Genomic DNA, 22,352 nt, shown 5'->3' with positions numbered 1-22,352 from the left:
GTCGTTCCCGGAACGTTGCCATACTCCGGACCGTAGCCGAATCCTGTCGTTCCCGGAACGTTGCCGTACGACGGACCGTAGCCGAATCCCGTCGTTCCCGGGATGTTGCCATGCACCGAGCCGTAGCCGAATCCCGTCGTTCCCGCGCCTGTCATCGGGATGTTGCCATGGATCTGACCGTAGCCGAAATCTTTCATTTCTCCGCCCGTCGCCGGAATGTTGCTGTAAAACGGACTGATGTCGCCCGCTTTCGACGTTTTATCGGGTGATTTCGGGATATTGTACATCGATACAGCTTCCGTCGCGGGTACGCCGTATTGCTTGAACAAATCGACATACGGCTCGTAGCCTTTACTTACCGATTCTAATTTTTCCAGATTGGGAAACTTGGGGACATTTTCTTTGCCCAGCGTTATATTTTCCGCTTTCGCTTCGGGGGTATACTTTGGTTTGGATTCGGCGGCGGGTTTAGGTTCGGTCACTTTCTTTTCGATCGGTTTCGTTTCGGCCGCTTTCTGTTCGACCGGTTTCTGTTCGGTCGGCTTCTTTTCGGTCGGCTTCTTGCCCGGAATCGGCAGCGTCGACAATTTCCCGGCCCATTCTTTCACTCCGATAACGGCGGAAAGGGTGTTCGGCTTCACATTTTCGGCATTCACTTGATCGGGCAATACGGCGTTGTCGGCCGCCGCCTTCGGAATATAAACGATTTCTCCGATCGTCAGCACGTTCGGATTTTTAAGCTGCGGGTTAGCCTTGATCAAATCGCCAAGGGGAATGCCCCACGCCTTGGACAGCTTCCACAGCGTATCGCCCTGCTGGACGACATGGTGATGCATGACGCCTATACCGCCGGGCTTTACGGGAGCGGAAGGAATTTTCAACTTCATGCCAACGTCGATCTTGTTCGGGTCGGTAATGGACGGATTCAGCTTGACAATGTCTTCGACCGAGACGTTGTACTTTTGACTGATAAGATAAAGCGATTCGCCCTTCTTGACAATATGAATCTTCACTCGCCTTCGGACCTCCTGTCACGTTCAGTTTCGCAGCGTCGCACGGCCTTTGCCCGCCGCCAATCATTACATCATATGCAGCCCATGGGCAGGTGTCCCCGAGTTGGCGAAAAAAAAAAGCCCGCCGGTTGTCCGGCAGGCTGCTGTCCTGCTGCATTCAATATACTTTAACGCCGTCGACCGTGACGATTTTGCGGAACTCCTGAAGCAGCTGCGTCGTAATCGGGCCCGCTTTTCCTTCGCCGATCACGCGGCCGTCGACTTCGCGAACCGCGATGACTTCGGCCGCCGTGCCTGTGAAAAACACTTCATCGGCAACATATACGTCGTGCAGCGTGAACGGTTCTTCCTTCAGCGGGAGCCCCAGCTTGCCGCACAGCTCGATAATGGCGTTCCGCGTAATGCCTTCGAGCGCGCCGACATAGCATGGAGGCGTGTAAACGACACCGCGCTTGACGATGAAAATATTGTCGCTCGAGCCTTCCGCCACGTATCCTTGCGAATTGACCATTATCGCTTCGCCGACGCCGGCCAGATTGGCCTGGATTTTGACCAGGATGTTGTTCAGGTAATTGAGCGATTTGATCTTCGGATTAAGCGCATCCGGAATGTTGCGGCGCTGCGACACCGAGACGGAGACAAGCCCGTTGCGGTAAGCTTCTTCGGAATAAATCGCCAGCTGTTCCACGATAATAATGACCCATGCCCGCTCGCACCGTTTCGGGTCGAGCCCCAGGTTGCCCGGTCCGCGGGAAACGACCAGCCGAATGTAACCGTCCCTCAGGCCGTTGCGGCGAATCGTCTCGACAAGCGCCTCCTGCATTTCCTCGTACGTCAGCGGAATGTCGAGCATGATCGACTTGGCCGAGTCGTACAGCCGGTCGAGGTGCTCCTTGCATTTGAAAATGTTGCCGTCATAAATCCGGATGCCTTCGAAAATGCCGTCTCCGTACAGGAAACCATGGTCGAAAACCGAAACTTTGGCGTTTTCTTTCGTGACGAATTCGCCGTTCAAATAAATCCATTGCTGTGCCATGAGCTTGATTGCACCTCCGTATAATAGTGGCCTCGCTGCCGCTCGTCTAGCCTTCGAACGTAAACGTCGGATAGCTCCCCAATATCCGGACTTGACTTCCGGTCGCCTCGATTTCCGCGATGGCGGCCGGCAGCAGCACCGAATCGAGCGGCATTTCGATTTCAATGTAGAAATAATAATTGCCGAGCTTCTTCTTCGTCGGGCGCGACTCGATCCGGGACAGATTGATGCGCCTCCACGCGAAGGCGGACAACACCTGATGGAGCGCTCCGGGATAATCCTCGGGAAGCGTCACCAAAATGCTCGTCTTGAACTTGTCCGACATCCGGACTTCGAACGGCTTGCGGCCTACGAGAAGGAAGCGGGTATAATTGTTGTTATGGTCGGTGACATTGCTTTGCAGCACGTCGAGCCCGTTATTGACCGCGGCGATCGACGTGCCGATAGCCGCCCACCCTCTGCCCGCGTTTTCGCTGACGATCCGCACCGCTTCCGCCGTGCTGCTCACATGCTCCCATTCGGCATGAGCGAGATTGGCCCGCAAAAATTTCAGGCATTGCGCCATCGCGACCGGATGGCTGATCACCTTCACAATGCGGCCGAAATCGACGCCGCCCTCTTCTCCCTGAAATTCGCCGGCGCGGCCGATCAAATTTTGAATCGAGGGGTATATCCACTCGGCCTGGATCGGCATATCCACCTCATGGACAAGCCAATCCAGATGCAAGCTGACCGAGCCTTCGATCGTATTTTCGATCGGAATGACGCAGTAGTCGGTTTCCCCTCCCGCCGTTGACAGAAACACGTCCGATATGAGCTTATGATACGAATAATGCACATCTTCGCCGCGAAACAGATAGCGGGCCGCTTCGTCCGACACGCTTCCTTCCGGCAGCAAGGCAACCGAAATCAAACTTCCACCTCTTTCCGGATCCAGTGCTCAAGCGTCGAATAATCGGCGTCGTGCTCCAGCAGCGTGACGCGCGCTCCTTCGGCGCAAGGCTTCAGCCGCATCAGCTCGCATGCCGCCCCTTCCCGCTCCAGCACATCCCGCAAAAATCGTTCCAGCTCCGCAATCCGGGGATCTCCCGCCTGGACGAGCGCCAGCATCGTCGGGCCTGCGCCGCTCAGCGCGACGCCCAAAGCGCCGAAATCGCAGGCCCGCGCCAAAATTTCCGGCATGCCGGGAATAAGCGGCGCCCGATACGGCTGATGCAGCCTGTCGCGCATCGCATGGCGGATCAGTTCGAGCCGACCGGACGCGAGCGCGGCCACAAGCAGCGAGCTGGAGGCGACGTTGAATACCGCGTCGGACATCGCGATTTGCGAAGGGAGCGCGTGCCGCGCCTTCTCGGTCGACAGCTGGTACGAAGGAATGGCGACGACCGCTTCCAGCGAGGAAGGCGCCTCAAGCCGGACCGCTTCGGCGCGGACGCCGTCCCAGGACGCCACGACAATGCCGCCGAAGAGCGAAGCGCCGACATTGTCGGGGTGCCCTTCAAGCGCCGTCGCCATCTGAAACAGTTTGTCCTGCGAAAGCGGGCTGCCGATCAGCGCATTGGCGGCGACAAGCGCCCCGACGACGGCCGAAGCGCTGCTGCCGAGACCGCGGGTTAGCGGAATGTCGCTGTACATGGCGATATCCAGTTCCGGTATGTCGACACCCGCTTCGCGAAATACGGATTGCGCTACGTCATAGATCAGGTTCGACTTGTCCGTCGGCACGCCTTCCAGATGATCGCCGTACAGACGTATGACCGTAGATTCCGAAGCGGACATCTCCACCCACGCGTACAGCGAGAGCGCCATGCCGAGCGAGTCGAAGCCCGGCCCCAGGTTGGCGGTGCTCGCCGGAACTTTGACGATGACCCGGCGGCCAGCCATTATTGTTCCCCTTCCAGCTTGCGGATCGCATCCATGACCGCAGCTTCGGAATCCGGCACGACAAGCGGCTCCGCCGCCACGCTCTTGATCGCGATGTTCGGGTCTTTCAAGCCGTGTCCGGTAAGCACGCATACGACCGTCTCGCCGCCGCGGAATTCCCCTTCCCGCTTCAGCTTGAGCACGCCCGCGATCGATGCGGCCGATGCAGGTTCCGCGAAGATGCCTTCGCGCGACGCGATCATCCGGTACGCCGCCAGTATTTCATCGTCGGTGACGTAATTGATCTGGCCGCCGGACTCTTCGGCAGCGGCGACAGCTGTCTTCCAGCTGGCTGGATTGCCGATCCGTATCGCCGTCGCGACGGTTTCCGGCTCGGGAATCGGCTCGCCCTTCACGATCGCCATGGCGCCTTCCGCTTCAAAGCCGACCATCTTCGGCAGCGAACCGATGCGCCCCAGCGCGTGGTATTCTTTGAATCCTTTCCAGTAAGCGGAAATATTGCCGGCGTTGCCGACCGGAATCGCCAAATAGTCGGGCGCCTTCCCGAGCTGGTCGGACACTTCGAACGCGGCTGTTTTTTGCCCTTCGATGCGGTACGGGTTTACCGAATTGACGAGCGTGATCGGATGCTTCGCCGTAATTTCGCGGACGATTTCGAGCGCGCGGTCGAAATTGCCCTCGATGGCGATAACTTTCGCACCGTAGATGATCGCTTGCGCGAGCTTGCCGAGCGCGATGTTGTTGTTCGGGATCAGCACGATGCAGTTCAGGCCGCCCCGCGCCGCATACGCGGCGGCGGCGGCGGAAGTGTTGCCCGTGGAAGCGCACATGATCGTGCGGCTGCCTTCTTCCATCGCCTTGGCGACAGCCATCACCATCCCTCTGTCCTTGAACGATCCGGTCGGGTTCAGACCTTCGTATTTGAAATACAGATCGAGACCGAGCTCGGCCGACAGATTGTCTGCCCGCACGAGCGGCGTGTTGCCTTCCTGAAGCGTCAGCATCGGCGTCCGGTCCGTAACCGGCAAGTATTGCTTGTATGTCTGCAGCAAACCGGGGTATCTCATGAAAAGCATAACTCCTTTGGTTAATTTGAAAAACGGATGCGCTCTTGCCGCCGCAACCGCTCAACCTTCCACGCGGTAGACGCTTTTGACTTGGCGGATGACCTCCAGCGACTTGAAAGCTTCGACCACTTTCGTCATGGCCGCCTTATTGGCATCATGCGTAATAATAATGATTTCCGCTTCCGGATTGTGCGGATTCGGCTGCTGAACGACCGACTCCAGGCTGACCTCGTATTCCGCGAACACCTGGGTAATTTGCGCCAGCACGCCCGCGCGATCCTGAACGTGCAGCAGCAGAAAATATTTCGACGCGATCTGCTCGTCGGCTTTCGGCTTCAGCTCCTTATAGGCGGTAATGCCCTGCTGACCGTTGACGCCGAGCCTGAGATTTTTGACGACGGCCACAATGTCGGCCACGACGGATGTCGCGGTCGGCATTTCGCCGGCTCCCGCACCGTAGAACATCGTCTCGCCGACCGCCTCTCCATGCACGTATACCGCATTGAAAACGCCGTTAACGGCCGCGATCGGATGCGTGCGGCTGACCATCGTCGGCTGTACGCTGACGCAGAACTGGTCGTCTTGACGCTCGGCAATGCCGAGCAGCTTGATCTCGTAGCCGAGCCGCTTGGCGTACTGGATGTCTTCCTTCGTCACCGCCGTAATCCCTTTGACGTCGACATCCTTGAGCGCGACGTTCGTCCGGAAGCCGAGCGTCGCGAGTATCGTCATTTTCCGGGCTGCATCAAGCCCTTCGACGTCGGAGGTCGGATCGGCTTCGGCGTATCCGAGCTGCTGCGCTTCTTTCAGCACTTCTTCGTAAGATGCGCCTTCCTGGCTCATTTTCGTCAAAATGTAATTTGTCGTGCCGTTGACGATTCCCATAATTTTCGTAATCCGGTCGGAAGAGAAGCCTTCCACCAGTGTACGGAGAATCGGAATGCCGCCGGCAACGCTCGCCTCGTACAGCACATCGCAGCGGTTCTCGCGGGCCTTCGCCAAAATTTCCGGACCGTACAACGCGATCAGGTCCTTGTTCGCCGTTACGATATGCTTGCCTCTGGAAAGCGCCTCAAGTATATATTCCTTCGTATGTTCGAGGCCGCCCATCACCTCGACGACGACATCGATTTCCGGGTTATGAATAATGTCCCACGGGTCGTCCGTCAGCTTCTCGGGATCGATTTGAACCGCGCGCGCTTTTTCTTTGTTCTGCACGAGCACTTTCTCGATGACGATCGGCGATCCGACCTGACTTTGCAAATCGTCCTGATGTCCTTCCAAAATTCGCACGACGCCGGTCCCCACCGTTCCGAGCCCAAGCAATCCAACCTTAACCGGTTTCATTCTCTCTCCTCCATCATCCGTGAATCTAGCCTTGTCCAATAACCGCCACTTTGCGTACGCCCTCATGGCAGCGAATTTTCGCCACAAGCGCCTGCAGATCGCCGTTCAGATGCGAAATATCGACAGAGATGACGACGTTCGCCATACCTTGCAGCGGAATCGTCTGATGAATCGTCAGCACGTTTCCTTCGCTGCCGGCGACAAGCCCGAGCACCTTGGACAAAATGCCGGAGCGATGCTCCAGGTCCATCGAAATGGTGACGATTCTCTCTCTCGTAAGCTCGTTCTGCGCATATACGCCGTCCTTGTACTTGTAGAAGGCGCTGCGGCTCAATCCCGCCCGTTCGGTCGCTTCGTGGACGGTCGCAGCTTCGCCGCGTCTGAGCATCTCCTTCACCTGAACCGTCTTGACGATCGCTTCGGGCAACAAATCTTCGCGGACGACAACATATCGTTCCGTCACCTGACGTCCTCCTACAAAAGACAGTTGTTCGTGTATAGTGGACATTATATCGGATGAGCGGCATTCACGGCAATAGGCAATGCCGAAAAATTATGGGAAATGCGCATCCGACCGCCGGCTTCATTCGACACGGCGGCCATGCTGCCGGTCGAGCCGGGCGGATTGCGGCGTTATTCGTACAGGTACTCGTTGTCCGTACCTTCGAAAAATTCGAACGTGTAATTGCCGATGCGGATCGTATCCCCATGCTTGGCGCCCTTCTTCCGGAGGGCTTCGTCGACGCCCATGCGGCGCATAATCGTGGCAAACCGCATCACGGAATCGTACGAATTCAGGTTCGAACGCTTCATCAGCCGTTCGATCGCCTCGCTCTCGACGATAAATTCCTCGTTGTGCCGGCGGATCGTAAAGTCGGCCTTATCCCGCCTTTCCAGCTTGTACACCTTGCGCTCTTCCGTTTCCGGCACTTCATGCACGGCCGGGGTTTGCGGCACGCTTTCCAGCACTTCGGCCGCCTTGTACATCAGCTCTTTCACGCCTTTCTTCGTCAAAGAGGAAATCGGCATAACCGGATACTCCCGATCGCCCGCCGCTGCGGCCAGCCGTTCCCGGAATTCGCGCAGATGTTCTTCCGCGCCCGGCATATCCATCTTGTTCGCCGCGATAATTTGCGGTCGTTCCGCAAGCTTCGCATTGTACAAGGCAAGCTCCTCGTTAATTTTCACCCAATCCTCGAACGGATCGCGCCCTTCCGAAGCCGACATATCGACGACGTGGATAATGACGCGCGTCCGCTCGACATGGCGCAAAAACTCGTGGCCGAGCCCGACGCCTTCGTGCGCGCCTTCAATCAGTCCGGGCAGATCCGCCAGGACGAAGCTGCGGCCTTCGTCGAGGTCGACGACGCCGAGATTCGGCGTCAAGGTCGTAAAATGGTAGGCGCCGATTTTCGGCTTCGCAGCCGAAACGACCGACAGCAGCGTCGATTTGCCGACGCTCGGATAACCGACCAGACCGACATCGGCCATCACCTTCAGTTCCATGATGACCCACCGCTCTTCGCCTTCCTCGCCCTTCTCGGCAATATCCGGCGCCGGATTGCTCATCGTCGCGAACCGCATGTTTCCGCGTCCTCCGCGCCCTCCGCGGGCCACGATCACCTCCTGGCCATGGCGGGTCATATCCGCGATCGTCTCGCCCGTCTCTTCGTCGATGATGACGGTGCCGGGCGGAATGCGGACGATCAAGTCTTCTGCGTTTGCCCCGTGCATTCCCTTGACTTTGCCCCGTTCGCCGCGCGGGGCTTTGAAATGTTTCTGATAGCGGAAGTCCATCAACGTGCGGAGTCCTTCGTCGACGCGAAAAATGACGTTGCCGCCTTTGCCTCCGTCACCGCCTGCCGGACCGCCCTCGGGAACATATTTTTCGCGGCGGTAGGAAACGATGCCGTCTCCCCCGTCGCCGCCTTTTACAAATACTTTCGCTTTATCGACAAACATGATGTCCTCCTAAAACTTTGCGTAGCAAAGTCGCTTCGTAAGCATTACATCTGGAAACGGGCCGTCAGTTTCGCATACTGCTCCGGATGGTCCAGATTTACCGGCTGCAGCGGCGTCCCCTTCAGCCGCTGTTTCAATTTTCGCTGCAGCTCCCTCGCATCCTGGACTTCGCCCTCCACGTCCAGTTCCACGATCAGCGACTTGTCGTCGCGCGACAGCGCCAAAGTCAGAGCGGCCGCCTCCCCCGATCCCGGCTTTACGGCAAAGCGGTACGCATTCAGCACATCGATCAGCGCCGCAGCCGTCCCGGCTCCGTCAAACGGCAGCTCGCCGAAATTCAATTCTCCGTCGATCCGGACGTTCAGACGCAGCGAATGCGTCATGGTGCGAAACGATTGCAAAAAGATAACAAGCGAGGGCTCGCCGAGCTTGGCGATTTTGCTTTCCATCGCCATTCGTTCTCTTATCTTCTCCACGCACTCGGCCATCTTATCCTGCTTCTGCAACCTTATGTATCCGTACAGCACCTGCAGGTCGTTCATCCAGTCATGCCGATGGTGATTGAGCGTTCGTATGGAAGCGATCTGCATCGCTTGAATCGTCCGCTCGAGACGTTCCGCCTGTTCGCGCCTCTCTCTGAAAATCCAGAACGCGGCTGCCAACAGGAGCCATCCGGCAAACACGGCGTTCATCCACCGTGCGGAAGGCCACAACAACACGCCTGCGGCGGGGAGCAGGACGGAACCTGCCGCATAATATTTTGCCGTTTCCCAACGGATCATGTTCCACATCCCACTTTAAAGTTCGTTGCCACTTCCATATTCAGTATACCACGCTGCAGCGCTGCCGGTCATCGGTGTAAAACGGCCGAAAAAAACAATGCGGCTGCTTTCACGGCAACGGTTTGCCGATTGATCCGGATCTTACAGCAAAAGCCCCGGCCTGTATCAGGCCGGGGCGCTAGGAAGCTATTAAACTTCTGCTGCTGCCGCGATCGACGATTGTTCGACCGGGTACACGCTCACTTTTTGCGGTCGCGTCCCCAACGTTCGAACCGGACTACGCCTTCCACTTTCGCGAACAGCGTGTCGTCTTTACCGATGCCTACGTTGTTACCCGGATGGATCTTCGTGCCGCGCTGGCGCACGAGGATGCTGCCGGCCGTAACGGTTTGGCCGTCGGCGCGCTTCGCGCCAAGCCGTTTCGCACGGCTGTCGCGTCCGTTCTTCGTCGAGCCGACGCCCTTCTTCGAAGCGAACAGTTGAAGATTCAGTTTCAACATGGACGTTCCCCTCCTTTATTCCACATATTTATTTTCGATTACGACATATTTGCCGTATGATTGTGCAATCGTATCGAGCATGACGGCCATTCCTTCGAGCAGGAGCTGCACGCGGTCGTCGACCGCAGCGTCGCCCTGTTCGGGAATGTCGGATTGCAGCCACCCGTTCTTCATCGAAGCGGGCAGCTCAAGCCCCGTCAGCGCCTCGACAGCATTGACGGCGCCGACCGTAACGGCGGAAACGCCGGCACAGACGATGTCTTTGCCGGGTTTGGCATACTGGGCATGCCCTTCCACCGAGAACGATAAAATCCGCCGATCAGCGGCTCGCCGCACGAACGTAACGCAAATCATGGCCCGAACCTTACCCTTGAATCTTCTCGATCGTCACTTTCGTGTAAGGCTGACGATGGCCTTGTTTGCGACGGTAGTTCTTTTTCGGTTTGTATTTGTATACGATAATTTTCTTTCCGCGGCCGTGCTTCTCTATTTTGGCCGTAACCGAAGCTCCCGCCACGACCGGCGTGCCGGTTACGAGACCGTCGCCTTTGGACACAGCCAGAACGCGGTCGAACGTAACGCTCTCCCCTTCGCCTGCCGCCAGCTTTTCGATGTAGAGAACATCGCCTTCTTGCACTTTGTACTGTTTGCCGCCCGTTTCAATAATTGCGTACATGGTCGTTGGTGCACCTCCTTATAATCGAAGACTCGCCTGGCTCAGGTGCCGAACGTAAGATGTCGGACTTGCGAGACCCGGCCTGTGCGGTACCGGTTGTTCGGACGATCGCCTTGCGGCAACCGACAAACATACACCTGAACAGTTTAGCATACCGTTCCCGGAAAAACAAGCACAAGCGCCAATAAAAAATGGCATTCCTCACGTCGCAAATAAATGCTTGATCAGTTCGCGATTTTTTTCTTTAAAGATTTCGTTATGGGAAGAAACCATGCCGTACGCATGCGCGTCGGGCGCGATATATTGTTTCGCTTTATTGACGGCGTTCGCCGCGTCCTGGAATGCGCCGGCAATCAAATGCAGCTTCCCTTCATGATGCAAAATGTCTCCGGCGGCAAACAGCCCCGGTACCGACGTCTCGCTCATCGGCGTGCCGGCTATACAATATTCATTCGCCATGGCGATGTTCAATTCGCTGTTTTCCAGCAGGTCCTTGTCGCGTTCGTATCCGTGATTGATAATGACATCGTCCACCGCCAATACGGTTTCGGAGCCGTCTTCAGCGTGCTTGAGCACCACTTTTTCAATCGTTTCATGATCCGGCGCGGCGATCAGCTTTTCGATCGTCGTATTCAGCAGGCAATCGACAGCGCTTCTCCGCAGACGGGAGACTTCCGCTTCGTGCCCTTTCAGCGTTTCGTTCCGATAGGTCAAATACACTTTTTTCGCAATCGGCGCCAGCTCGTTGGCCCAGTCGATCGCCGCGTTGCCGCCGCCAGAAATGAGAACGGTTTTTCCTTTAAAACGGGCCAGCGATTTGACGGTGTAATGCAGGTTGGTGACTTCAAACCGTTCAGCGCCGTCAATATTCAGTTTGGTCGGTTTCAGAATGCCGCCGCCCACGGCAAGAATGACGGTTTTGGAGCAATGCGTATCATTGGCGGAAGTTTTCAATATAAAAATCCCGTTGTCGTCCTTGGATATGGAAGTGACTTTCTGTCCCAGCACGACCGTGGGGTCGAACGTCAGTCCCTGCTTCACCAACTGCTCGATCAGCTGCGCCCCGGAGACCGGGGTCAGTCCGCCGACATCCCAAATCATTTTTCAGGATATACATGAACTTTTCCGCCGAGAAAAGGCTGATATTCGATCACTTTCGTTTTCATTTCGCGCAATCCGCTATAAAAAGCCGCATACAATCCCGCGGGTCCTCCGCCAACAATGGTAACGTCGTAAATTTGCGCTGCATCCATCCTTTTCTCTCCCCGCCATTCGTTATGGAGTTGCCGCCCTTACTTTAAAATGCTGTCCAATACATGGTCGATAATTTGTCCGTTCGCGATTGTACCCGAATAAAGCCAGCTGGAATCGGCTCCGAACTCATAAATATGGCCGTTCCAAACAGCCGGGATCGCCGACCAAATCGGATCGGATACGATCTGATCCTTCGTGATGCCTTCGCTTTTCACAATAAACAGGTAATCGGCATCCAGTTCGGCCAGCTTCTCATTTGGCAGCGGAAGCCAGTTCGCGGTAGCGGAGGCCGAGATTTCCTTCACCACGTCAGGCACCTTCATGCCAAGATCGTGATACAGCACTTCACCGCTGGAACGATTCTCATGAACGATATAGGCGTCCTTGCCCAGCAGCCAGATTGCCGCCGCCGATTTCGAGCCGATCGCTTCGTTCAGTTTTTCGCGGGCTTCGCTCGCCTTGCGTTCATATTCCTCCAGCGCCTTGCGGGCTTCCTCGGACTTGTTCAGCACCTCGCCGATCATCAGCAGCTTTTTACGCCAATCGTTAACTTCCTCGGTTCCAACGATATAAGTGGGGGCGATTTTCGAATACTGCGCATATTTATCTCCCGATGCCATATCCGCACCGTCCAAAAGGATCAAATCAGGACGGAAACTCATCACCGCTTCGTAGGGAAGCTCGGACGGAATAGTCGGGACGTCTTGCAGCGAGTACTGCAAATAGTCCTGGACGGTCTTGCCGTCTGCGACCGACCATTGGGCCACCGGTTTTACCCCCAGCGCGACAAGATGATCCTCCAGGTAAGAGGCAATAATCCGCTCGGGATGGGCCGGGACTTTCACCTCGTTGCCAATAAAATCCTTTAATACGCGTTCCTCGGGTTGGTTATTCGTATCGTTATCGGCGGCGGATTCCGCATTTTGTTGCGCTCCGTCCGAACAAGCTGCCGCCAGCAATACCAGAATCAGAAGTGAAAATAGGGTAGTCCTTCGAGTCTTGCGCGTTCTGCGTTTCGAGTTTTGGTTCATGGTCTTGCTCCTTCCTTATTTCTCCATGCTTACTAAACCTGCATACTGTACTGCGCCTGATGCAAACGGCTGTATGTGCCGCCGGCCGCCACCAGCTCCTCATGCCGTCCCTGCACCGTAATCCCCTCATCCGTTAACCGATGCGCAATGACAAGCGTCGTTCGTCACAAACCTCATCATATAGCTGATCGATCCGTTTCTGGCAATCAGCTTATAAGAGAGCAGTTTCGTCAGGCGAAAGCGGCTGTTGTTGACCGCAAACCGGGCTTTTTCATGTTTCTCGTTGGCAAAAGCCTGAACGACGCGAATACCGCCTACGCTGTCTTCGATATCGGGGAAGGTTTCTAGCGACTTTCCATAAATGATTTCACCACCCTGCCGTAGTTATGTCCGAAGGCGTAGATTCCTCTATCGTAGGGCTGCAAAATGAAAACCGTCTTGTGCCGAGAGCCGGCAAGTGGCCGACGTAGCTGTCCGTCAAATCCACGATCCGTTGCGGTTTTTCGGAATTTCGACCGCTCCGTTGGCGGCTTGATATGTAAGGCTATTGATATTGATTATCATTATCGTGAACAATATACCAGATGGATGCGAATGAATCAATACCTTTTCTCCGACAAAATGAAAAAGCCCGCATCCCCCTCTCATGCAGGGCTTGCGGGCATTCGTCCGCCGTCCGGAAAAACCCGGAATCCGGCATTATTTTCCTAATAGAATGCGGGCATACGGCGAATCGATCGGCATCAGGATGACCGGCTCGTTCTGCAACGTCGTCACATAGCTTTCAAGCGTCCGGTAGAAGTTGTAGAACTCCGGATCTTTGCCGTAGGCGTCGTTATAAATTTTGGCGGCTTGCCCTTCTCCTTCCGCGATAATCGCCTTGGCCTTCGCTTCGGCTTCCGCGATAAGCTCCATCGCCGTACGGTCCGCTCTGGACATCCTCTTGCGCGATTCCTCGTCGCCTTCGGACAGATAGCGCGCCGCGATCGACTGGCGGTCGGAGATCATCCGGTTGTATACGCTCTGCTTGTTGCCTTCCGGCAAATCGGTGCGCTTGATCCTTACGTCGATGATCTGAATGCCGGAGTTGTCGCGCTTCAGCGCTTCCGCCACATCTTTCGTAATTTGGTCGTTAATGTTGCCGCGTGCGGTATTCTCGCTTATGATTTCGTCGTAATTGATTTCCGACAGCTTGCGTCTGACCGTATTGTAAACCGTCGCGTCGATCCGCTGAATGCCGGCCCCGACCGTCTTCGCCGACCGCAAAAACAATTGCGCGTCCTCGATCCGCCACACGGTGTAGTTGTCGACGATAATCGGCTTCTTGTCTTTCGTCAAAATGGAAGTCGGCGTGCTTTCATACGTCATTTGCCGCTTCGGCAGCGTCATCGTGTTCTCCACGAAAGGAATTTTGAATTGAAGTCCCGGCGTTCCGGCGACGCGGACGGCTTCCCCGAACTTCAGCACGACTTTGTATTGGCCTTCCTGTACGAGAAACACCGAATTGGCCAGCAGGATGACCGCGATCAGCGCGCCAATGCCGAAGTAGATTTTGCGTTTGTTCGATTTGCTCATTTCGACGCTCCCCCTTGCGTTCCCTGTCCGGCAGACGGCGCCTGCGATTGCGCCGGCGGCTTCGAGCCTTGCAGCAGCTCGTTCAGCGGCAAATATTTGACCGTATCCCCGGACGAATCGGCGATGACAATTCGGGCGTTCGGCAATATTTTATCCAGCGTCTCCAGAATGAGACGGCTTTGCGTCGTATTCGGATTGGCCTTGTATTGCTCGTAGACGGCGTTAAACTTGGCCACGTCCCCCTGGGCGTTCAGGATGCGCGATTTTTTCTCGGCTTCCGCTTTTTCCAGCAGCGCCTGGGCTTCGCCTCTTGCCTTCGGTATCCGCTCGTTTTCGTATTTGACCGCATTGTTGATTTTCGTATTTTTCTCCTCGCGGGCGTTCGTCACTTCGCGGAACGCTTCTTCGACCTCGCCGCCCGGCGGCTCGATGTCCTGGAACTTGACGTCAAGCACCTGAATGCCGGTTTGATACGTTTCCTGCAGCTCGATCAGCTTCTCCCGGACTTTCTCCTGGATATCGGTCTTGCCGTCGGTAATGGCGTAATCGAGCTTTTCGGAGCCGATCACGGAACGGATCGAGGAGCTGGCCGCGTTTCGCAGAAAACGCTCCGGATCTTCCACATTGAACAAATAGTCGCGTATGTTGCTGATTCTCCACTGTACGACGGCGTCGGCGGAGACGATATTTTCATCCCCCGTAATCATCAGCGCTTCTTCTTCCACCGGCGTAATCGTATTGCCCTCCTCGCGGTAACCGATCGTCATTTGTTGGATCAGCTCGGCCGGCACCTTCACCACCTGCTGAATCGGATAAGGCCACTTGAAATGCAGCCCCGCCCGCGCTTCGCCGGTATATTTGCCGAATGTCAGAATCGCTGCCCGCTCCTGCTCCTGCACAGTGTAGACGCAGGAAAAGCCGATGACCAGCACGATGACGCCGGCTATGACGTAGCCGATTTTGCGAAAAATCCGGGCGGCAAACCCTTCACGTTGCTCGGCTTCCTGGTCTTCAAATCGATGACGTCCATATGCCCTCTCCTTTACCTTTTTTCTGTATATCGTTTCATACGGCGAATGTCGGAAAATGTTCCTAAAAAATAAAAACCGGTCGGAACCGGAACAGGAAATCGGGCGAAATGAAGAAGGGATATGTGAAATGCAAGGGGAAACGAACGGTCGTTGCGTTGAGTTAAATATAACGGCCAGACATGACGAAGCGCCCGCATTGCCCGAGAACGCCGCTGCCGGCCGAATTGTGTGGTTAACCAGGCAAGCCGACGAACCGTTTGCCGGCGCCGCCGCAGGACGGGCATGTCTCGTACAGCCGGTTGGCCGTGCTGTCGCGGGATTTTTGCGCGTCATCTCGAGAAGACCGAGCTTGGTCCAACCGACGACGGTGCACTTCGTCCGGTCCCGTCTCGCCCATTCGTTAAGGCGCGCCTGAATGCGTTCCCGATGTTCCTCCAACTCCATATCGATAAAATCGACGATAATAATGCCGCCCGTATCGCGCAGGCGGAGCAGCCGGGCGATTTCGTCCGCGGCTTCCATATTGGTCTGGAAGAACGTCTCCTCCATATCGCGGTTGCCCGTAAACTTGCCGGTATTGACGTCGATCACAGTCAGCGCCTCGGTCTGATCCCAGATCAGATAGCCGCCGCTGGCCAGTTCGATGCGCGAACGATAGGCGGCATCGAGCTGCTCCCGGACGCCGAAGCGGTCCATAATCGGCAATCCGCCGTCCGGATTGTAATGGTGAAGAATCGGGGCGAGCGACGGCGCCATCTCCCGAATGAGCCGTTCCGCATCGGCATAGCGCGCTTCATCGTCGATCCATACCTCGTCGGTGTCGGCCGTCAGCGCGTCCCGGACGATGCGGCGCATCAATCCGGCTTCCCGGTGAAGCTCTGCCGGGGCACTCGCCGTCTTCGCCCGCTCCCGAATGAACCGCCACTGCTCGCGCAAAAGCTGCAGATCGGTGCGAAGCGCCTCTTCGCTCTCCCCTTCCGCCGCCGTCCGCATGATGACGCCTTCCTCGTCCCGCCGCAGCTCCTCGCCGATCGCACGGAGCCGTCCGCGCTCCTGTTCGCCGGAAATTTTTTTGGACACGGCAGTGTAATCCGCATTCGGCATAAAGACGAGCGAACGTCCCGGAAGCGAAATATGCGTCGTGACCCGCGCTCCTTTGCCGCCAATCGGCTCCTTCATCACTTGCACAAGCAGCTCCTGTCCGGGACGAAGCAGCTTCTCGACGGAAGGTTTCTCCTTCGGCTGCCGCTCCAAATTCGGGTGAAGCGCATCGTCGACGTACAGAAACGCGTTTTTGCCAAGTCCGATATCGACGAATGCCGCCTGCATGCCCGGCAGCACGTTGACGATCCGCCCTTTATAAATATTGCCGACAAGTCCGCTCGTCTCCGACGGTTCCCAATAAAATTCCGTCAACACGCCATTTTCCAGAACCGCCGTTTGCAACGATTCGCCGTGACCGTGAACCACTAATTGTTTCATGCTGTCGCCACCCGTTTCAGAAGGCTGATAAAGACTTGTATCGCAACTGCGCATCCCAATTGCCAATCGTACATGGCATTGTATGTATCGGCACCCTATTGCCATCTCTTAGCAACATCATAACATGAATGGACGGCCCACGTTAATAACCTGATTGAAAAGGCGCCGCCGGGGGCGCCAGTACGGGGCGCCAGCCTAGGGCGCTAGGGCGCCGGCACGTGGCGCGAGCATGCAGCGCAAGTATCGGCGCCGGCTCACGCAGCCGCAAAGCTGACGTCCGGCGCAAGCAAATCTTCACGCAGCAACTGCCCGTTGCAATACGATTTCTGCGGTCGTATGCGGTCCTATCAGTCACGATCACGCGCGATTTTGCGGAACAGATCCTTGAAGATCGGATCCCGGTGCGCGAAAAACGCATACCGGATCAAATGCCTTGACGCATCGGTGCTCCATGTCAATTGATCCGTCAGAACCGGGCTGAATGCCAGCGTTGTCGGAACCCAATCCGGCTCGATCAAGTAAGCCACCGTCGAAATATCCCAGATGACCCGCGAATAGCCGAAATGATCTTTGGAGCAGCGCTCGAACGTATCGTGCAGGAAATTTCCGATGGCGCCTCTGCCCTGAACAAACGCCTTGATTTCCGCCAATGTCGTCTGCAAATGGGAAGCTACGCCCATGCACGGCACGAGCACCAGCGGCACGCCGGAATCGAAAACGACTCTTGCGGCATGAACGTCCTGCTGCAAATTGAATTCATTCGTATTCGGCCAGTGCAGCGCGTGTCCGCCGAGCCAGACGACGACGATCTTCTCGATAATTCGCGGTTCGATCAAAATTGCGGATGCCACATTGGTAATGGCGCCGATCGCCGTCACATAGAGCGGGTCGTCGTCGGAAGAAGCCATCGCTCTTTCGACGAGATCGAGGGCGGCCTCGCTATGCGCCGGTTCGAAAGCACCGGGCAAATACGTTCTCGCCCCCTTGTAGACGAATCGTTCCGGCGTTATTCCGAGATGGCCGACAATGCGCAGCAGTTCATCGTAGCTTTTCTCCATCCCGTCTGCGGGTCCGCTGGATAATTCATTGAAGAAGGGCGCCGCATACAGCGCTTCCACCCGCAGACGGTCCGGCGATTTCAAAGCGTATACGACAGCGAACTGATCGTCGATCTCGTTGTAGGTATCCGTGTCCAGCACCATTCTGACCGTCTTGCCTTTAGGCGGCGCAAGCCGCTTTACCCGAAATTCATCCGACAATACCGGAAATTTCACCCGATTTCCCTCCGTTTTGTTTGACTTATGGATTTAAATCGCTTATAAAAACGGAATGATTCATGGTCGTGGGCAACTCAACTCACAGATTCTGGGCGAAGCATGTTTGTAAATAGATCATGACCGTGGCTGAATCATAATGTTGGAATGAATGATGATACTGGAATAAGTCATAATTATGGATGAAAACGTTTACATACTTGAGTTACCCACAATATACCATTTGTTTGTGTGCTTCGTCAATCGTTTTTGACCGCCGCCAAGATCCGAAGACCGCTTCGGCAACAGGTCAACGGGCGTCGGTAAACAGCTCGGATATGGCCCGGTGCGGCCGGCTGTCGTTCAAATACCCGGCGACAAGACGCCGTTCGGGCATCACGTTCATAATGCGTTCGCGCTCACCCATCACATAAATGAGATGGTATTGCTCCCGCAGCAAAAGCCGAACGACCGACGAAACCGGCTGCCCTTCCGTCACAACGATCGGCCGCGCCAGACTGCCGCCCGCTATCCGGCGGACCGCAACGCGGTCCCGACGCATCAGGAAGCGGATAAATAAATACGGCATATTGCGGCGATACGTCCAATTGGAAAGGAGCAGGAATAAGCCGATCATAAGCAAATTCAGCTGTACGCCGGCCGTTCCTTCCGGATGAAACGGAGGCAGAACAGCGTAAACGACCATCGCCAGACTGAGCATCAATCCGATGCGAAACGTCCATACCATCGTCCGGTGATACGGTATTCCGAGGCTGATCGCCGACTGCAGCAGCCGTCCCCCATCCAGCGGATAGATCGGCAGCAGGTTGAAGGCAACAAGCAGCGCGTTGGCTTGTACGATATAGGCCGACCAATCTTCTTCCCACCAGCCCCAATACCCGAACAGCCAGGCGAGCGCGCCCATCCATATGTTCTGAAGCGGCCCGGCTATCGCGACGGCCGCTTCCTCGGCCGCCGGAGCGCTGCCGGACTCGTCCGCTTCGACAACGCCGCCGAACGGCAGCAGCTTCACTTCCCGTACGGTCCAGCCGAAGCTGCGGGCGGCTAGCAGATGGCCGATTTCATGAACGAGAACGAGCGTAAAGAGCGTCATCAGTTCGGCGAAATAACCGGTGAGCACGGAGGCGAGCATGACGAGAACGAATAACGGGTGGACGGACCAGGCGATGCCGCGAAATTTAATCAAGCGGCATCACGTCCGACGGATCGACGTAACGGCCGTTCTGCTTGACGGCAAAATAGAGCAGCGCCGGCTCCCCATCCGGCGGCGTCGCAAGCTTCCCGATCGTCTGTCCCGCTTCGACCCAATCGTTCTGGGCGACGTTCGACTCGGACAAGGCGCCATATACAGTCACGCGATTGCCGGCATGCTGGATGACGATCGTCGTCCCTTTGCCTCCTTCATCGGCGACATGCGTGACCCGGCCCGTCTCCGCGGCGCGCACGCGAGCGCCGGATTCGCCGGCGATTTCAACGCCGCTTAGCAGCTCGGCGAAGGAGCGGACGACCGCCCCGCCCTGTACGGGAGCGACAAGGGGCAGCTTCACCGTACCGCCCGTCTCCGTCGCCTCGCCGGGATTCGGATTGAATATCGGAATAAAGGTCGGCGCGCCGTCAAAAACTTCGCGGTACCATGCCGCCACAGCCTCGAAATTCATCTCTTGCGTCAACGCCTGCCGCACGAACTGCTGACCGCCGCGCGTCCACGGCGGATCGAGCCGAAACATCCCCCACACTGCGGCGAAAATGACTGCCGCGGCAACCGTCTTTTGCAGAAGCTCGCGACCGAACGTATGCCCGCCGTCCCCGCTGTCTCCGGGAAAGCCGCCGCCCTTTCTCGAATGGACCATCTCGTCCTTGTCCCATCCGAGCCAAGGATACGGATTCGCTTTCCAGGCCCGTTCCGGATCGGACTCGTCCGTAGAGCGAGGATGCTGCGTTCGGTAACCTTGCGCGCGGCGATCCGGCGCTGCCGGAGCCGACGTATCCCGATAGAGACCGCCTTGCCCGCTTGGCGGCGGTTGCAGCGGCGATGCGCCGCGTATGATTGGAGGCTTATTGTGCGCGCCGTTCTTCCGGTCATGCTCTTCCAAAAGCTGGCGTATTCTCTCCTGCCTGCGCTGCCGGATCGCATTTTTGATATCCATCGTCCGCTCCCTCCGTTCTTCACCCGCCCCGGGCCTTCTGCGGCCAAACGTCCAGGGAGGCTTGTATCACTATATGCATATGAACGGATGCAGACAAGTATGTTTCCGCATATGAGTATGAACGGATGGAGCATTCAGCAAGTATGTTCCGCATATGCGTATGAACGGAGCAGGGTGCAGACAAGGATGTTTCCGCGAGCGGCGTTTAGTTGACCCGATTCACCGTTTCCCCTGCGATAAAACGTTCCAGATTGAAAGCGGCCATTCCGATCAGTCGTGCGCGCGCCTCCCGAGTCGCCCAGGCGATGTGCGGCGTCACGATGCAGTTGTCGAGCCCTATCAGCGGGTGGTCGGCTGCAGGCGGTTCAACGGAGAGCACATCCAATCCCGCACCCGCAATGCGCCCTTCCCGGAGAGCTTCCGCCAGATCGGCTTCCGCTATATGTCCGCCGCGTGCCGTATTGATGAGCAAGGCGGTCCGCTTCATCATCGCGATCGTCTCGCGATTGATCATCTCTTTCGTCTCCGGCGTCAACGGACAATGCAGAGAAACGATGTCCGACCGGCGCAGCAGTTCTTCCAACGTCACATAGGAGACATGTTCCAGCCCGGCTACCCGTTTCTCCGTTCTCGTATGTACCATGACGTTCATGCCGAACGCGGTCGCCAACCGAGCCGTCTGCCGCCCGATTTCGCCGAATCCGACAATGCCGATCGTCTTGCCGGCCAGTTCGACAAGCGGCGATTTGGAGAACGTGAAGTCGGGGGAAGCCGCCCACTCGCCGGCATTGACCGCATCCGCATGTCGCTGCACGCGGTGGCAGTGCTCCAATATTAAGGCGAATACAAGCTGCGCGACAGACATCGAGCTGTAGTCCGGCACGTTCGTCACGACGATTCCGCGTTTGGCCGCGGCCTCGATGTCGACTATGTTGTAGCCGGTGGCCAGCACGCCGATATAACGCAGCTTCGGCAGCCGGTTCAACGCTTCGGCGTCAATCGGCGTCTTGTTCGTCAGCACCGCTTCCGCTTCGGCGGCCCGTTCCGCAACCTCTTCGGCCTTCGTCCGGTCGTAAACCGTCAAGCGGCCGAGCCGTTCGAGCGGCTGCCAGCTCATGTCTCCCGGATTCGTCGCATATCCGTCCAGCACTACGATCTTCATCCCCATCGCCCTTTCTTTCCCGGTATTGGTTGGTCGGACTATATTTGAACTATATATTGCAACAAGCCATCCGGCATTCCGGACGGCTTGCGTCAATCGTTCAACTGGTATACTTCCTGATGTGCCCGTATGCTGAATACGAGCCCGATACAAAACATATTGATCAGCAGCGAAGTTCCGCCATAACTGACGAACGGCAGCGTAATGCCGGTAATCGGCATCAGCCCGATCGTCATGCCGATATTTTGGAAAATTTGAAAGACGAACATCGATACGATGCCGATGACGATAAACGACGCTCTCAAATCGTGACAGTGGAAAGCGGTAATGATCATCCGGTAGATCAACAGGAAGTAGAGCAGCAGCAAAATCGCCGCCCCCTGGAAGCCGAATTCCTCGCCGACGACGACGAAGATCGAGTCCGAATACGGGTACGGAATGAAGCCGCGGTTTTTCATGTCCCCCTGCATAAAACCGTCTCCCGTCAAACCGCCCGAACCGATGGCGATTTTGGCGTTTTCGGCCTGATGCCGCTCATCCGATGTCGCCTCCGACGGGTTGACGAACGTATTGATCCGCTGGTACCAGTGAAGCTTCTTCTTGTCTTCCAGGTATTGTTTAATTTCGGCATTGAACGTATTGAACAGCATGACGAACGCGACGAGCCCCGCAACGACGATCGCCGTGCCGGTCAGCACATGCGTATATTTGACGTTGCCGATCCACAGCATGCCGAGCGCGATCACCAGGTAAATGACGGCGTTGCCGAGGTCGGGCTGCGCCATAACAAGGACAAACGGGATGCCGACGAAGACGCCGATCGGCACCAGATCTTGCGCAAACGTCAACGGGGCGCCCTTGCGCCTGCCCATCAGCACCGCGATGCCGATAATGAGAAACAGCTTGACCGCTTCCGCAGGCTGAAAGAGCAAATCGCCAGGCAGCTTGAACCAGCCTTTCGCCCCGTTAATTTCCGGCACGAACAAGAGAACGGCGACAAGCATGACGATGCCGATACCGTACAAGACATGCCATACTTTGAGAAAAACCCGGTAATCGATCATGGATACGAACAGCACCACGATAAACCCGAGACCGTAAAAAATAAGCGTTTTCGTATCGTAGCTGG

Annotated in this window: 19 protein-coding genes and 2 pseudogenes; all 21 read right to left on the bottom strand. The window is 56.5% G+C overall.

Annotation, left to right across the window (positions count from 1 at the left end; translation table 11 throughout):
• The coding region (locus PACILC2_RS14315) for a LysM peptidoglycan-binding domain-containing protein (protein ID WP_213529221.1) at positions 1-1,013 on the bottom strand (1,013 nt) is incomplete at its 3' end.
• A 157-nt stretch (positions 1,014-1,170) separates the two neighbouring features.
• Positions 1,171-2,049: a branched-chain-amino-acid transaminase gene (gene ilvE / locus PACILC2_RS14310; protein WP_062491945.1), complete on the bottom strand. Its 879-nt coding sequence runs from the start codon at positions 2,047-2,049 to the stop codon at positions 1,171-1,173.
• A gap of 46 nt (positions 2,050-2,095) precedes the next feature.
• Complete coding sequence (gene pheA, locus PACILC2_RS14305) at positions 2,096-2,962, bottom strand: prephenate dehydratase (RefSeq protein ID WP_213529220.1); 867 nt, start codon at positions 2,960-2,962, stop codon at positions 2,096-2,098.
• Positions 2,959-3,933, bottom strand: a complete 975-nt coding sequence (thrB, locus tag PACILC2_RS14300) for a homoserine kinase (RefSeq protein ID WP_213529219.1) — start codon at positions 3,931-3,933, stop codon at positions 2,959-2,961. Before thrB ends, pheA begins: the two co-directional genes overlap by 4 nt.
• Positions 3,933-5,000 carry a threonine synthase gene (gene thrC / locus PACILC2_RS14295; RefSeq protein ID WP_062496639.1) on the bottom strand — a complete coding sequence of 356 codons (1,068 nt, stop codon included), beginning with the start codon at positions 4,998-5,000 and terminating at the stop codon, positions 3,933-3,935. Before thrC ends, thrB begins: the two co-directional genes overlap by 1 nt.
• A 60-nt stretch (positions 5,001-5,060) precedes the next feature.
• Positions 5,061-6,347 (bottom strand): homoserine dehydrogenase, encoded by a 1,287-nt coding sequence (locus PACILC2_RS14290; RefSeq protein ID WP_213529218.1) that lies wholly within the window; start codon positions 6,345-6,347, stop codon positions 5,061-5,063.
• A 25-nt stretch (positions 6,348-6,372) separates the two neighbouring features.
• Positions 6,373-6,810, bottom strand: a complete 438-nt coding sequence (locus PACILC2_RS14285) for an ACT domain-containing protein (RefSeq protein WP_062491939.1) — start codon at positions 6,808-6,810, stop codon at positions 6,373-6,375.
• Positions 6,811-6,980: 170 nt separating this feature from the next.
• Positions 6,981-8,309 carry a GTPase ObgE gene (gene obgE, locus PACILC2_RS14280; RefSeq protein WP_213529217.1) on the bottom strand — a complete coding sequence of 443 codons (1,329 nt, stop codon included), beginning with the start codon at positions 8,307-8,309 and terminating at the stop codon, positions 6,981-6,983.
• Positions 8,310-8,353: 44 nt separating this feature from the next.
• Positions 8,354-9,091: a Spo0B domain-containing protein gene (locus PACILC2_RS14275; protein WP_213529216.1), complete on the bottom strand. Its 738-nt coding sequence runs from the start codon at positions 9,089-9,091 to the stop codon at positions 8,354-8,356.
• A 189-nt stretch (positions 9,092-9,280) separates the two neighbouring features.
• Positions 9,281-9,591, bottom strand: a pseudogene (gene rpmA, locus PACILC2_RS14270) (50S ribosomal protein L27).
• Between the two features lie 15 nt (positions 9,592-9,606).
• Positions 9,607-9,945 carry a ribosomal-processing cysteine protease Prp gene (locus tag PACILC2_RS14265; protein ID WP_062491933.1) on the bottom strand — a complete coding sequence of 113 codons (339 nt, stop codon included), beginning with the start codon at positions 9,943-9,945 and terminating at the stop codon, positions 9,607-9,609.
• Between the two features lie 10 nt (positions 9,946-9,955).
• Positions 9,956-10,267: a 50S ribosomal protein L21 gene (gene rplU / locus PACILC2_RS14260; RefSeq protein WP_213529215.1), complete on the bottom strand. Its 312-nt coding sequence runs from the start codon at positions 10,265-10,267 to the stop codon at positions 9,956-9,958.
• Between the two features lie 201 nt (positions 10,268-10,468).
• Positions 10,469-11,520: pseudogene (locus PACILC2_RS14255) on the bottom strand (NAD(P)/FAD-dependent oxidoreductase).
• Between the two features lie 39 nt (positions 11,521-11,559).
• Positions 11,560-12,552 carry an ABC transporter substrate-binding protein gene (locus tag PACILC2_RS14250; protein WP_213529214.1) on the bottom strand — a complete coding sequence of 331 codons (993 nt, stop codon included), beginning with the start codon at positions 12,550-12,552 and terminating at the stop codon, positions 11,560-11,562.
• Between the two features lie 699 nt (positions 12,553-13,251).
• Positions 13,252-14,127 carry a protease modulator HflC gene (hflC, locus tag PACILC2_RS14245; RefSeq protein ID WP_062491926.1) on the bottom strand — a complete coding sequence of 292 codons (876 nt, stop codon included), beginning with the start codon at positions 14,125-14,127 and terminating at the stop codon, positions 13,252-13,254.
• Positions 14,124-16,640 carry an FtsH protease activity modulator HflK gene (gene hflK, locus PACILC2_RS28730; protein WP_307860592.1) on the bottom strand — a complete coding sequence of 839 codons (2,517 nt, stop codon included), beginning with the start codon at positions 16,638-16,640 and terminating at the stop codon, positions 14,124-14,126. The genes hflC and hflK overlap by 4 nt, the downstream gene beginning before the upstream one ends.
• A gap of 347 nt (positions 16,641-16,987) precedes the next feature.
• Positions 16,988-17,914: a nucleoside hydrolase gene (locus tag PACILC2_RS14230; protein ID WP_244863513.1), complete on the bottom strand. Its 927-nt coding sequence runs from the start codon at positions 17,912-17,914 to the stop codon at positions 16,988-16,990.
• Between the two features lie 289 nt (positions 17,915-18,203).
• Complete coding sequence (locus PACILC2_RS14225; protein WP_213529213.1) at positions 18,204-19,100, bottom strand: site-2 protease family protein; 897 nt, start codon at positions 19,098-19,100, stop codon at positions 18,204-18,206.
• Positions 19,093-20,061 (bottom strand): M23 family metallopeptidase, encoded by a 969-nt coding sequence (locus tag PACILC2_RS14220; protein ID WP_213529212.1) that lies wholly within the window; start codon positions 20,059-20,061, stop codon positions 19,093-19,095. The genes PACILC2_RS14225 and PACILC2_RS14220 overlap by 8 nt, the downstream gene beginning before the upstream one ends.
• Positions 20,062-20,266: 205 nt before the next feature.
• On the bottom strand, positions 20,267-21,223 hold the full coding sequence (locus PACILC2_RS14215) for a D-2-hydroxyacid dehydrogenase (protein WP_213529211.1): 957 nt from the start codon (positions 21,221-21,223) through the stop codon (positions 20,267-20,269).
• 92 nt (positions 21,224-21,315) lie between these two features.
• Positions 21,316-22,302: an FtsW/RodA/SpoVE family cell cycle protein gene (locus tag PACILC2_RS14210; RefSeq protein ID WP_307860591.1), complete on the bottom strand. Its 987-nt coding sequence runs from the start codon at positions 22,300-22,302 to the stop codon at positions 21,316-21,318.
• Positions 22,303-22,352 lie beyond the last annotated feature (50 nt).

This window comes from Paenibacillus cisolokensis, assembly GCF_018403665.1.
Taxonomy (GTDB): domain Bacteria; phylum Bacillota; class Bacilli; order Paenibacillales; family Paenibacillaceae; genus Paenibacillus_AH; species Paenibacillus_AH cisolokensis.
This window is presented reverse-complemented; position numbering and strand designations above follow the sequence as displayed.

Excerpts from the sequence above, each read along its gene's own strand:
- ilvE (WP_062491945.1), bottom strand. The coding sequence starts at position 2,049 with ATGGCACAGCAATGGATTTATTTGAACGGCGAATTCGTCACGAAAGAA.
- thrB (WP_213529219.1), bottom strand. The coding sequence starts at position 3,933 with ATGGCTGGCCGCCGGGTCATCGTCAAAGTTCCGGCGAGCACCGCCAAC.
- thrC (WP_062496639.1), bottom strand. The coding sequence starts at position 5,000 with ATGAGATACCCCGGTTTGCTGCAGACATACAAGCAATACTTGCCGGTT.
- PACILC2_RS14290 (WP_213529218.1), bottom strand. The coding sequence starts at position 6,347 with ATGAAACCGGTTAAGGTTGGATTGCTTGGGCTCGGAACGGTGGGGACC.
- obgE (WP_213529217.1), bottom strand. The coding sequence starts at position 8,309 with ATGTTTGTCGATAAAGCGAAAGTATTTGTAAAAGGCGGCGACGGGGGA.
- PACILC2_RS14275 (WP_213529216.1), bottom strand. The coding sequence starts at position 9,091 with ATGATCCGTTGGGAAACGGCAAAATATTATGCGGCAGGTTCCGTCCTG.
- PACILC2_RS14265 (WP_062491933.1), bottom strand. The coding sequence starts at position 9,945 with ATGATTTGCGTTACGTTCGTGCGGCGAGCCGCTGATCGGCGGATTTTA.
- rplU (WP_213529215.1), bottom strand. The coding sequence starts at position 10,267 with ATGTACGCAATTATTGAAACGGGCGGCAAACAGTACAAAGTGCAAGAA.
- PACILC2_RS14250 (WP_213529214.1), bottom strand. The coding sequence starts at position 12,552 with ATGAACCAAAACTCGAAACGCAGAACGCGCAAGACTCGAAGGACTACC.
- hflC (WP_062491926.1), bottom strand. The coding sequence starts at position 14,127 with ATGAGCAAATCGAACAAACGCAAAATCTACTTCGGCATTGGCGCGCTG.
- hflK (WP_307860592.1), bottom strand. The coding sequence starts at position 16,640 with ATGAAACAATTAGTGGTTCACGGTCACGGCGAATCGTTGCAAACGGCG.
- PACILC2_RS14220 (WP_213529212.1), bottom strand. The coding sequence starts at position 20,061 with ATGGATATCAAAAATGCGATCCGGCAGCGCAGGCAGGAGAGAATACGC.
- PACILC2_RS14215 (WP_213529211.1), bottom strand. The coding sequence starts at position 21,223 with ATGAAGATCGTAGTGCTGGACGGATATGCGACGAATCCGGGAGACATG.